The following is a 12860-nucleotide window of genomic DNA, read 5'->3' as shown; positions in this document are numbered from 1 at the left end:
CGCTGCAACCAACAAACAAGTAATAGACCTGGGGTCCCACAGCCTTTTCCCTGACTATGAAACGATGTTCTACGAAGGTAATAACAACAATGTGGAGGTGATTTTTGCCAAACAATACCTGGGTGGCACCGCTTTGGGCGCCGGCCGCGAAGGCTTGCAGGGGCCATGGATCGTAGGCGGTGTGCAGCGCGCTTACGGGGGCGTGGATCCTACCCAGGAATTGGTGGACGAATATGCTATGGCCAATGGACTGCCAATCTCTGATCCGCAATCGGGCTATGATCCGCAAAATCCATATGCAAACCGCGAAAAACGGTTCTACCAATCGATTGTGTTCGACGGATCGACCTGGCTCGGCAGTGAAATGGTCATGAAGCAGGGCATGGGTAGCCGCAATGCGACCGATTTGAGTAATACCAATGAAGCGACCAATACCGGGTATTATCTCCGGAAAGGATTGGACCCGAAGTATGCCGTGAACGGCAACCACATGCTCAGCAGCGCCGCCTTCATTATTTTCCGTTATGCTGAAGTACTGCTCAGCTACGCCGAAGCGAAAAACGAAGCATCCGGCCCCGACGGGGCGGTTTACGATGCGATCAACCAGGTGAGGGCCCGGTCGGGGCTGCCCGCGCTGAAAACAGGACTTACGCAGGCACAAATGCGGGTGGTGATCCAGCGCGAAAGAAGGGTGGAACTCGCATTCGAGGAAAAGCGATGGTACGACCTGATCAGGCTCAAAACCGCGGAGAAAAACCTGAACGGTACGCTGCATGGCATGCGCATCGACCAGGTGGGCGGCAAATGGGTATACACAGTCATCGCCGCACCCGACGGTTCACGCACTTTCTATCCTGAAAAAAATTACCTTTTCCCGATTCCGCAATCGGCCATGAACCAGAATACCAAACTGACCCAGAATCCAAATTACTGACATTCCTGAACCACTCGGACGCCCCGGCCCACCGGCTGGGCGTCTGAGCCGAAAACAACCGAGTATTTACCCATGAAAAGTACCAACACGATACGCATTGCGGCCGGCCTGGCGATTTGCTGCGGGGTGTTCGTTGCCGCCAACGACCGCATCAGCGACTATCCGCACGAGGTGAAACCGGAAGATGCCCTTGCCACCTTCGAGGTCCCCGAAGGATTTCAGATTGAAATGGTGGCCAGCGAACCGATGATCTCTGACCCCGTTGCTATGGAGATCGACGAAAACGGTTTGATGTATGTCGTTGAAATGCACGGTTATCCGCTCGACAAAAGCGGTACCGGCAAAGTACGCGTCCTGCGCGATAGCGATGGCGATGGCAAAATGGACAAATCCATCATTTTCGCAGAAAATCTTGTACTGCCGACGGGCATTATGCGCTGGAAAAAGGGCGTGCTCGTTACCGACCCGCCTAATGTACTTTACCTGGAAGATAAGGATGGCGACGATCGGGCCGACACCCGCGACACGCTTCTGACCGGTTTCGCGATGTCCAATCCGCAGCACAACTTTAACAACCCTATCCTGGGCATCGACAACTGGATCTATCTCGGCCATGAACCCGCCGTCACCACCAAAACCTTCCAGGAGGAATTTGGCGACCGCGGCGGGGAAATTTTCTACCCCAAAATAGCGGACAGTCCCCGCCTGCCCCAAAACGGCCTCGGGCGCGGCGTACGCTTCCGTCCAGATACGAGGGGGCTGGAAGTATTGAGCAGCTACACGCAGTTCGGTCACACGTTCGATCAATGGGGTCGCTACCTGCTCGTCAGTAATGCCAACCCGGGGTATCATGAGGTGATCGCCAACCGCTACCTGCTCCGTAACCCCGATCTGCTCGTGTCGCAGGTTACCCAAACTATATCCGATCACTCCTCGGAAGTGTTTCCCATCACGAAAAACCCGCTGCACCAACTACTGACCGACGTAGGCGTCTTTACCTCTGCCTGCGGGATCACCAGCTACCAGGGCGGGTCCTTTCCCGCACCGTACGACAGCGTTACGTTCGTAGCCGAGCCAGTAAGCAACCTTGTCCATGCCGACATTATCCGTGATAAGGGTGCCAGCTTCACAGGGAGCCGTGTGCATGACAAGAAAGAATTCCTGGCTTCTACGGACTCCTGGTTCAGGCCGGTGAATATGTACATTGGCCCTGATGGTGCATTATATGTTGTTGATTACTACCGTCAGATCATCGAGCACCCCGAATGGATGGCGGACGATGTCGTGAAATCGGGTGCACTCTACAATGGTCGCGACATGGGCCGTATTTACAGGATATCCCCCAAAGGAACACCCCAGGCCGGCTGGTCCGAAAAGGTCGGACTGAATGCCCTCACCGACGCCGGTCTGGTCGGGAAACTGGCCGACAAAAACATCTGGTGGCGCCGCAATGCGCAACGCCTCCTGCTCGACCGCCGCAATCAAGCCGCCATCCCTCCGCTCCGGGCCATGCTGGCGGGCAGCGATGCCAAGGGACGGCTCCATGCATTATGGACATTGGAAGGCCTTGGCGCCCTGAATGCCGCCGACTTGATAGTCACCCTGAAAGATCCGCAACCCGGCGTTGTGGAGAATGCCCTAAAGATCGCAGAGCTGCACCTCGCGCAATTCCCTGAACTGAAACCCGCATTGACGGCGCTGGCGAGCCATCCGAATGCAAAAGTCCGTTTTCAGGCATTGCTCACGTTGGGTGAAATCCAATCGCAAGAAGCATTGAAAGCGCGGGAGGGTATTCTTTTTAAAGATTTGCACGACCCCTGGGTCCAGGTAGCGGCCCTGACTTCGGGTTATGGAAATGATGTCCTGTTTACAGAAACCTTAAAACGCTATAATGCCCGTGACGACGCATATGCCTCGCTCGTGCAGCGACTGAGTACCCTTACCGGCGTGCATGGCGACGCAGCAGCTATCCGTTCGGTGATCAGGAAGGCATTAAGCCCCGCCCAAACCCAGGGATGGCAGGCGCCGGTGCTTCGTGGACTAGCCGAAAGTATCGGGAAGAAGACCGACCTCTCTGCGCTCGCAACCGAAAGAACGCTGTTACTCCAGGCATCATTCAGAAATCCGAAAGCGGAGGTAAGGCAGGCCAGTATGCAGCTGCTGCGAAAAACCGGGCTGCCCGCGGGCCCTGAAACCGACTCAGCCATGAAAGCCGCTTTGCGTACCGCTTCCAACAAACAGGCTACGCCGGAGAAACGGGTGGAAGCCATCCAGTTTCTTGCATTCAAGAATCCTTCAGAGCATGCCGCCATGCTGAAAAAACTGGTGGCTCCAAGCGAGCCGCAACCGGTGCAAATGGCCGCATTGAAAACGCTCAGCGCCATACCCGACGAGACGGTTTGCCTGGTTTTGCTGGAAAAATGGCCATCGCTCACGCCCGACGTCCGAGAATCAGCCATCGGCTTCTTTATGGCTGGTGAAAAACGCATTACCTTACTCCTCGATGGCCTCGAACAAGGCAAGATCGACCAGGCAAGCATTGGTTGGCCCCGCAGCGTCGGGTTGATGGCCCAGCATAATGAGGCGCTCCGCCACCGGGCCCGGCAGCTCCTGACGCAAAAAGAAGGCCAGCGCGAGACCATTAAACAGGCGTACAAGGGTGCGCTGGCATTGCCTGGGAATCCGCAAGCCGGCAAAGCCGTATTCGAACGGAACTGTTCGGTATGCCATCAGATCGGCGGTGCAGGCGGCGTGGCATTCGGGCCCGACCTCGGCACCATCCGTAACCGGCGCCCCGAATCCATTATGGGCGACATTCTCGATCCCAATTTTTCCATCGCCGACGGCTACGACCTCTGGCAGATCGAACTCAGCTCCGGCGAGTCGGCACAGGGGTTGATAGCAAGCGAAACACCCTCGGCACTGACGCTCTCCAACTACGGCGGGCAGAAAAAAGTGATCGCACGCAAGGACATCAAATCCCTGAAAACCCTCGGCATGTCGAGCATGCCGGTGGGCCTGGAAGCGTCGATCGATCAGCAGCAAATGGCCGACTTACTGGCCTTCATTAAAAACGCAAAATAACCAGCGATGAAAAAATACAACCGGATAACCATCGTCCTATTCCTTTTGTTTGCGATCAGGGGAAGCCTCGCGGCGCAGAACTTCAGAGCATCTGTTGTCAAAATCGATATTACCCCCGATACTCCTCAGATGTTGCTGGGATACCAGGCGCGAAAATCGACCGGCGTTCACGATAAGATATACCACCGGATCGTGGCGATGGACGATGGGCAAAGACAGTTTTTCATCATTTCGACGGACATCTGTTTGGTTTCGCCTTCCCAATACGATAAGCTGGCGGCCAGGCTTCAAAAGGAGTTCAAAATCGAACCGATGCAGGTCTGGTGGTCGGCCACGCACACGCATTCGGCCCCGGAAGTAGGGCCCGCCGGCTTGCCCGCGATCTTCCTGGGCGAACGCTACAAACACGATTTCGACGTGCCCTACACCGACATGGTAGAGCAACGGATCGTCGACGGCATTGCCGAAGCACGGCGCAAACTCGCGCCGGCCAGGCTCGCAGCCGGTTGGGGACATTCGAACGCGAATATTAACCGCCGTGCCCGCGAGGTCGATGGCAAAACCAGCCTCGGTATGAACCCCGACGGCCCCGTAGACCGGGCGATCGGCATGCTGCGACTGGAAAAAGCAGACGGAACCTTGCTGGCTCTCATTGCCAATTATGCCATACACGGCACCGTCATGAGCGGGCAAAATCTGGAAATCAGCGGCGACGCACCGGGCGTCGTGTCCGAATATGTCGAACAGAAAACCGGAGCGCCGCTGCTGTTCATCAACGGAGCAGCCGGCAATATCGCCCCTATTTATAGCGTTTATCCCAATCCGCAAGCAGGCCGGCTGAACCAGTTCAAAGCCATGCTCGGGGAAAAAATCATTGAGGCCAACAAAACCATCGCCCCGGGCACTTCGGACGTCACCCTGCAATATGGCGGCATTACAGTCGAAACCCCTCGAAAAAAAGAGCTCGGCTGGCCGGCTGACCTGGGCAAGTACACCCGTACCACCAAAACGGGTGAAAACCTTGTCAAGCTGCCCGTCCGTTTCCTGAAAATCAATGACGAGATCGCCATCTGGAGCGCACCGCTCGAATTGTTCTGCGAGATATCGAACGAGGTCCGCAGCCGGTCGCCTTTCCCCTATACTTTCTATTTCGGGTATACCAACGGATGGCTGGGGTATCTGCTGGCGGAAGAGGAAATCCGGCATGGAGGTTATGAAACCACCGTATCACCCTATGCTCCCGGCGCGGCCAAAAATCTCACTGAAGCCGTCATCAACCATCTGCAAGGCCCGATGCGCGCGAACAAGTAACCGATTTGACCTAACCTTTCACCTTTATGAGACCTGGAAAACTGATCCTTCAATGTGCACTCCCGTGCCTGGCGTTGGGAGCCATTACCGCACAACCCACAGCTTCACAAAGCTTCAAATGGCCCGAAGGCAAGAAAATGGCCATCAGCCTTACTTTCGACGACGCACGCGCCAGCCAGGCAACCGTCGGCGCGCCGCTGCTCGACGAGTATGGGGTCAAAGCCACGTTCTATCTGGTGCCGGACGCCGCCAAAAAGCAGCTGGCTGCATGGAAAAAAGCGGTGGCCGCCGGACATGAAATGGGTAACCATTCGCTGCATCACCCTTGCAGCGGGAACTTCGTCTGGTCGCGGGAAAAGGCGTTGGAAACCTACACGCCTGATAAGATGCGCGCCGAACTTTCCGAAACCAACCGACAGATTCGCGAGTTGCTCGGGGTCACGCCTGTCTCTTATGCCTACCCCTGCGGGCATACCTTCGTAGGCCGCGGGCGCGGGACGCAGAGTTTCGTCCCGCTGATATCGGAAATGTTCGTCACCGGCCGCGGGTGGCTAGACGAGGCTCCCGTGGATCCCTCCTACTGCGACTTTGCCCAACTAACAGGCATGGAAACCGACGGAAAAGACTTTGAGCAGGTGCTACCACTCATCGAAGCCGCCCGTAAATCTGGTCAGTGGCTTGTCCTGGCCGGTCATGAGATGGCAGATTCCGGCCCGCAGACAACACGCATGGCCATGCTGCGTAGGCTTTGTGCCTATGCCAAAGACCCGGCCAACGGGATATGGATAGCGCCGGTCAGCGAAGTTGCCAATTATGTGAAATCCGTAAGGGACACCATCAACATCCCCGAACTGGTCTCTGCCGGTGCCGAGGGGACTCTGCACCTCACCTCCGAAAACGGCAAAGGGATCGGCCCTAAAATCCAGTATATGCCGCAATGGAAAGCGTTCGGCTGGTTCACCTCGACCGACATGGTCGAATGGGAAGTCGATGTACCAAAGGCCGGGCTATACGAGGCAACCCTGGAATGGTCGGTGGACGACAAGGAGGCCGGCAAAGCATTCGTTCTGGAAACATCGGCAGGCTCATTAACCGGCAGGGTGGAGAAAAGCGGAGGCTGGGAAGAATTCAAAAGCAGGCCCATTGGCAAAATTCGCCTCTCCGCCGGAAGGCAGAAGATCCGGTTCCGGCCGGAGAAAGCGTTCAGGGACGGGGCATTGCTGGATCTGCGGGCAATCACCCTGCTAACAGGCAAATAATTAGTGGAGGCACTGACAAAAGTCTAGCAACAGGAGCCCGTAAATCAATGACTTATGGGCTTCATGAAGCATTCTTTTTTCACTGGAGGGGTAAATTAGAGGAGAATCATGACTCGATTTGTATAATATATAAAGATTATAATTTATAATTGGATATATTTTACAGAATCGGCATTTATCCTACTCATGTCGCCCAAAGCCTATTTAGGCACCTTGATAGGAGATATGTCGGAAGTGATGTTCATTTTTCTCTACGAAATGTCATTTATTAAATATGAATCATATTTCTGTTTTTATATTAATGAACCAACGTTTCCATCCCTCCAAAATCACAAATAATGAACTTCATCGCTTTTCTATCCGGCATTTTGCTGATGTGCGTAGCACTATTCCGTCAAGACTTTTTTGTAAGACATTCAAGTATCTTTCCACTCTACTTTCTACTGTTTCCGGTTGGGCTACTTATCACGATTTGGTCTTTTACTAAGGGAAAATGGAAGCGAACAGCTTTCGTATTTGGTGTATTTGCCTTTATTGAAATAGCATTGGTAGCGAGTGTTTGGTATATGGCCGTCTATCAGAGACATACGCCACTGCCCATAAATTATCTTAATTGGATGCGTCTGCAATACATGAATGGTTTTAAAAACACAACGAACTTCAATTCCAGACTTTCCCAATATGACTCCTTGTTAACTTACCGCTTCCGCCGCAACGTCACAGGCAGATTTATGAACCCGGAATTTGACGTAGAAATTAAAACTAACTCGCTGGGGGTACGTGATGACGAAGGCAGTCTGCGTAATCCCGCTATTATAGTCCTTGGCGATTCACATGGAATGGGATGGGGCGTAGAACATCACCAACGCTTCTCGGAGGTAATAGAGAAAAAGCTCAACACAACGGTGTTGAATACTTCTATCACCTCGTATGGCACTTATCGGGAAACTAAACTCCTGAACGAATTGGATCTAAGCTCATGTAAACTGCTCATTATCCAATACTGTAATAATGATCTGGAAGAAAACCTGGCAAACCTAGCCAGAGATCAAAAACCAAGTATAGAATCATTCGGCTTCGATGTGGCAGAAAGACAAAACACTATCAACAATACCTATTTTCCTTTCAAAGGCATCTTTATAAGTCTTCGCTGGGCAATTGCCGAGTTATTGAAAAAAACACCAGCGCCCTCAATGGCATCCGTTCATGCGGCTGGTAGCAAAGTTCAAAAATCAGAACATGCAGAGGCGTTTTTTCCATATCTATACCGCATTAGAACCCGTTACAAAGGCCCCATTCTGGTTTTCGACCTAGGGGTTTACAATTTCCCGATCGTAAACGAATTTCAGTTCTATAATACCCTTCATCCGATAGAAAATGTCTACTTTGTCAATGTCCATCCGTTACTGGACAGACGATACTATTTTACCATCGACGACCACATAAATGCACGTGGTCATATAAAAATTGGCACCGCTCTCGCTGCGTTTATTCAGCTGCAGGGATGGTTAATGGGGAATGATAACGGATCGTTGGTTAATGCCGCTGCTATAAGTAAGGATATTTCTTTGTTGAGTGCGCAATGACTAGCCCTTTTATTAGGAATTATATCGCCTGTGACCACCCGATTTAAATTCGGACTGACCAGATCATTTCGGTACAGATTAGTTCATTCCCACTTTTGGTGGTCACTCCGAATTTAACAGTAACTTCCTTTTCAACAACTCAGAACCGGCACGACTATACATTTTCCTTTTCAAAGTTTTAATTTTATTTACATTTCCTTCGACCGGTCCGTTACTCCGGGATAGATTAAATGCGTTTTGAGCCGCTTGAAAATCCGGTAAAAATGGATAGTACCCACACAGATAACATCCAGGTCAACGACCAGGTTTGTTCGGAAAACGAATTTGCCCGATGGGAGGTATACTGTATTTCCTACGCTTGCGGGTAAATCGCCACTCGTTTCATCTTACCAAGATTTAAAGTATCAAAAGATAAGTTTCAAAAATCATGTTTTTACGCAAGCTATTGATTGTCCTCTTTACGCTTCCGCTTCTCTTAGCGACGATTAAGGAAAAGAGGCATTCCGCTGGGGTAATATCCGAGAAAGAATTGGCCGTCGGTGCTCAACCACAAATCGCGGTCGATTCAAAGGGCGCCATACACATTGTTTATGGCTTAAAAAACGGCAACGACCGGTTGCTCTACTATATATTTTCGAAAGACAGCGGAAAATCCTTTTCCACACCATCTTTACTGGGGAATTTCTCGCAAATGGGCTTGGGAATGGGACGCGGGCCTCAAATTACCACCACCAAAGACTTCATCACGGTCACAGTTGGTGATCATTATGGTAGCTTATATGCCCTCAGGTCCTCCGGCGGACGTGGGAGCTGGTCTACCCCGATAAAGATCAACGACAAAGACTCAACTGCAAAGGAAGCACTATCGGAGATATGTGCGGGTAGCGGCAATCTGGTCTACACCGTATGGTTAGATACCCGCTTAGGCAACAATAACCTGTTTGGGGCTATTTCCAAAGATGGCGGAGCGACCTGGGGGAAAAATCAACTCATTTACAAGGGAGAGCAAAAAGGCATATGCGACTGCTGTAAACCTTCCGTGTTTATCGATAAGGCGGATGTGCTCCATGTAATGTTTCGAAACAAACTGGATGGCGCTCGTAATATGTACATTGTCCAGTCAAAGGATTATGGGCAACATTTCGGTACTGCACAAAAACTCGGATCAACGGATTTCATGATTGATGGCTGTCCGATGGATGGGGGCGATATTTCCGCCGACGGAAGCGGAAACGTCACCACTGTCTGGAGACGTCAAACCGAGGTGTTCGAGGCGGAACCCGGTAAGCAAGAAGTAAGAATTGGCACCGGCAATACCCCTACGGTAGTTGAAACACGGCGCGGTCCGCTGGTTGTATGGCACCAAAAAGGCGAGATAATGTACAAAGGTTCCGATGGAAAGGAGGGGCGGCTTGCAAAAGGGCAGTTTCCGAAGCTCGCAGCTAGTTCAATAGAAGACAAAATATTTTGTGTCTACGAACAAGACGATAAAATTGTGTTTACAACTTTCCGGTAACGTTAATTCTTTTTCAACAGTTGGGATCCGTTGTTGACACACTTAGCGTAGCAGCTCATTTTTTCCGAGCGCTCCTGTGCACCTACCGCGATATTTAGTAGACTGAACAACCGCGAAAGCCTATGATACTGAAGGGTTTCCTACCCAGCCCTCCCCTTCGTGAGTATATTGAGAATATCGGTATTGTCCATCTTGTATTCTCCGCTGATGAACCTATTCCAGCGAAAGCCTATACACCGAAAACCGGCGACTCTATTGAATTTTTTCTCCGTGACCCGGAATATGTCCAATACCCCGGAGATACCATCAAAACCAGACGGCCGGTAGCTTTCCTTCATGGCCAGCATACTTTCGCAATCAATCGATATGTCGGACGGGAGTTTTTATACCTTAATATCAAGTTCCAGCCTGGTGTTCTATTAAGGCTATCGGGCATCCCTTCTAACGAGCTGACCAACAGCTATGTCGACGCGGAAGCTGTTTTCTCGCCAGAAATACAGACCACAATCGAACGGTTAAAAAATGCCGCCTCATACGCAGAAATGTGCAAATGGGCTGAGTACTTCGTTACAAGGCTGGCCGGCCGGTCCCAAAGGGATTCACACGGAATTGACCGGGCAGCTCAATTTCTTATACACAGCACCGCCCCAGTTTCGATGGATTGGCTGGCCGGCCAGTCCTGCTTATCTCCCCGGCAATTCGAGCGAAAGTTCAAAGAACGGATGGGCATCCCCGCCCCCCTGTTAGCCAGGATAGCCCGCTTTGATAAGGCATTCCTGATGAAAAATGCCTATCCCGAGCAAGATTGGTTAAGCGTTGCAATTGAATGTGGGTACTATGATTATCAGCATTTGGCAAGAGATTACAAAGCCTTTACCGGACTTACTCCCAGTTCATTTTTCCAATTAGATAATCAGGCTCCCGAACGACTTTGGGGCCTTTGTGAGAAGTAAAAAGTCGTTTCTGTACCACTGATAACAACCGGGAACCCTTCAATTTTACCTGACAAATTATCCTGTTGTTATGGAACGTAGAAATTTCGTGGCCGCGCTCCTGCTTGGCCTTTCTCTTATTTCCGGCGTGGTTAGAGCGCAAGACAACCCAGCGGAAAGCCCGCTGGAAAACACCCGGTATATTGACTCACTATCCCTGTCAGCAGGCAACTTTCCTCAAAAGCTAATTAAGGTAAATGACCAGGTCTACATTATTTCACAATCACCAGTCGCGGGCAATATTGGCGTCTTCTTAGGTTCCAGCGGCGTCTATCTTATCGATACCCAGTGGGCGACCCTTTCTGAACACGTTAAAAAGCTTTTAGGGTCAATTACAACAAGTCCTATCAAAGCCATCATTAATACGCATTACCATTATGATCACACGAACGGTAATTTAGCCTTTGGCCCAGAAAATATTCCGATTGTTGCCCACATAAACACCAGGATCAGGATGATGGAGCGCCAAGTAATCCGTAGTCATAAAAACGAGGTCCAGCTACCCTATCCTACTCACGCTTTACCAACGGTCACCTTTACAGACAAACTCTCGTTTCATGAAGGGAACGAAACGATCGAACTACTCTATTTTAAGAATGCGCATACTGACGGGGACGTCGTAGTTCACTTTAAAGAGTCCGACATTTATCATACGGGTGATATTTTCGTTTGGTATGGCCTGCCAGTTATTGATGCAGAGACAGGCAGCAATATCTTCGCCCTGATTGAAGCGCTCGACACCTTGTTAGCCAGGGCAGATGACCGTACACAATTTATTCCCGGTCATGGTCCTCTCTGCTCAAAAAAGGAATTATTAGCCTACAAAAACCTGCTAACATCTATTAAAGAGAAGGTTGAAGTCCTCCATAATCAGAACAGGCCCCTGGCCGAAATTATCAAGAAAACGCAAGTCCTTTTAGATCCGAAACTTCATGGCATCAGTCGGGAGAAGTTCATTACACAAGTATATCGAATGGTAAAAAGCAACCGTATCGATCAGAAAAACCCTTACAGTCCTAGGGGCCAAATCAAGAGCAAAAATTAGCAAAACATTGATATCACACTAGCAAGAAAGCGTCTGAAAATTCAAACCAAACATCATGTTTTCAGACGCTTGTATATGTTACCCATCGTTGTTTTACGAACAAATATATCTTACCATAGGTAGTCGGCCCCCTCAAAACTTCATGTTATAAAATGTATGTACATGGAGATGTAATGGTACCGCGTAAACAGGGGTTAAAAATGTCCAGTTTATTGTGGCCGGTTTCAGAAAACAGTAACTTTATATATCACTGTCAAATACTTCAGTATGATACTGCGTGATATCCGACCTCACCCCGGTCTTCGGGAGTTCATCCGGTGTTATCGGCTCGTCCATTTTGAATTTGCCCAAGATGACTTGATCCCGGTTAAAACGTATCCACCCAAGCCCGAGCAAATCCTGCATTTTTTTCTGCATGATTTTTTTGCGGTCCAGAAACAGAACGGGCCGATTCAGCGGCAACCCGCGATGATGCTTGCCGGGCAAAGAAGTTTCGTAACCAATCAATACAATGGGTGTCATTTCATCGATGTGCAAATAGTGTTCCAGCCAACGGCCGTGTTCCAGCTAACCGGAATTCCGGCAGACCAACTGACAGATCAGCACCTGGATGCTACCCTGATTTTTACATCTGGCATTAAGGAAACATTCCAGCGGTTACAGGAGGCGACAAACTATTCAGAATTGGTGATTATTATCGAAGCATTTGCCATTGAGTTGTTCAAGCGGATTCGCTTTGAACGGCCAGCACTCACTGTGGTCAGCCAGCGGCTCATTGAGACTGCTGGCGGCGGAAACCTGACACAATGGGCCTCAGAGGCCTGTTTGTCCACAAGGCAATTTAAACGAAAATTCCTGGAAAGCACTGGTGTGAACCCCAAAACCTATGCCCGTATCGTCAGATTCAACAGGGCCTTTAACCTTCGGAACAGGTACGCACTTCTGGATTGGCTGAGCATAGCGGTTCAGTGCGGATATTATGATTACCAGCATCTGTCAAAAGACTACCAGGATTTTACCGGCCTTACACCCATCGAGTTCCATCGGCTGGAAGGCCTTTCGCCTGAGAAACAGCTCGGGCTGACTGACAGCCTCTACCTTACCCGGGCAGAAATGTCGATCTAACAGGAAAT

Annotated in this window: 9 protein-coding genes; all 9 read left to right on the top strand. The window is 50.6% G+C overall.

The features are described 5' to 3' along the window. Positions 1-64 precede the first annotated feature (64 nt). The 9 genes from AC2YIT_RS30795 to AC2YIT_RS30755 all read left to right on the top strand — a co-directional run bounded on the left by AC2YIT_RS30795 (position 65) and on the right by AC2YIT_RS30755 (position 12852). Positions 65-934 carry a RagB/SusD family nutrient uptake outer membrane protein gene (locus AC2YIT_RS30795; protein ID WP_487281741.1) on the top strand — a complete coding sequence of 290 codons (870 nt, stop codon included), beginning with the start codon at positions 65-67 and terminating at the stop codon, positions 932-934. A gap of 72 nt (positions 935-1006) precedes the next feature. Further along, positions 1007-4018, top strand: coding sequence for a PVC-type heme-binding CxxCH protein (locus AC2YIT_RS30790; RefSeq protein WP_487281740.1), 3012 nt, complete (start codon positions 1007-1009; stop codon positions 4016-4018). A gap of 6 nt (positions 4019-4024) precedes the next feature. Continuing rightward, positions 4025-5329 carry a neutral/alkaline non-lysosomal ceramidase N-terminal domain-containing protein gene (locus tag AC2YIT_RS30785; RefSeq protein ID WP_430851686.1) on the top strand — a complete coding sequence of 435 codons (1305 nt, stop codon included), beginning with the start codon at positions 4025-4027 and terminating at the stop codon, positions 5327-5329. A 26-nt stretch (positions 5330-5355) separates the two neighbouring features. Continuing rightward, the gene (locus AC2YIT_RS30780; RefSeq protein ID WP_487281739.1) at positions 5356-6588 is read left to right on the top strand and encodes a polysaccharide deacetylase family protein; all 1233 of its coding nucleotides are present in this window, start codon (positions 5356-5358) and stop codon (positions 6586-6588) included. Between the two features lie 338 nt (positions 6589-6926). Next, positions 6927-8174 (top strand): hypothetical protein, encoded by a 1248-nt coding sequence (locus tag AC2YIT_RS30775; protein WP_487281738.1) that lies wholly within the window; start codon positions 6927-6929, stop codon positions 8172-8174. A gap of 427 nt (positions 8175-8601) precedes the next feature. Beyond that, positions 8602-9690 (top strand): exo-alpha-sialidase, encoded by a 1089-nt coding sequence (locus tag AC2YIT_RS30770; RefSeq protein ID WP_430851680.1) that lies wholly within the window; start codon positions 8602-8604, stop codon positions 9688-9690. 122 nt (positions 9691-9812) lie between these two features. Further along, positions 9813-10643: an AraC family transcriptional regulator gene (locus AC2YIT_RS30765; RefSeq protein ID WP_487281737.1), complete on the top strand. Its 831-nt coding sequence runs from the start codon at positions 9813-9815 to the stop codon at positions 10641-10643. Positions 10644-10713: 70 nt separating this feature from the next. Next, positions 10714-11727: an MBL fold metallo-hydrolase gene (locus AC2YIT_RS30760; RefSeq protein WP_430851676.1), complete on the top strand. Its 1014-nt coding sequence runs from the start codon at positions 10714-10716 to the stop codon at positions 11725-11727. Between the two features lie 267 nt (positions 11728-11994). Beyond that, on the top strand, positions 11995-12852 hold the full coding sequence (locus tag AC2YIT_RS30755; protein ID WP_487281736.1) for a helix-turn-helix domain-containing protein: 858 nt from the start codon (positions 11995-11997) through the stop codon (positions 12850-12852). The last annotated feature ends 8 nt before the right edge of the window (positions 12853-12860 follow it).

It is taken from the genome of Dyadobacter sp. SRI_021 (assembly GCF_057586235.1).
Note: the sequence above shows the minus strand (reverse complement) of the source record. Positions and strands in the feature narration are given on the sequence as shown.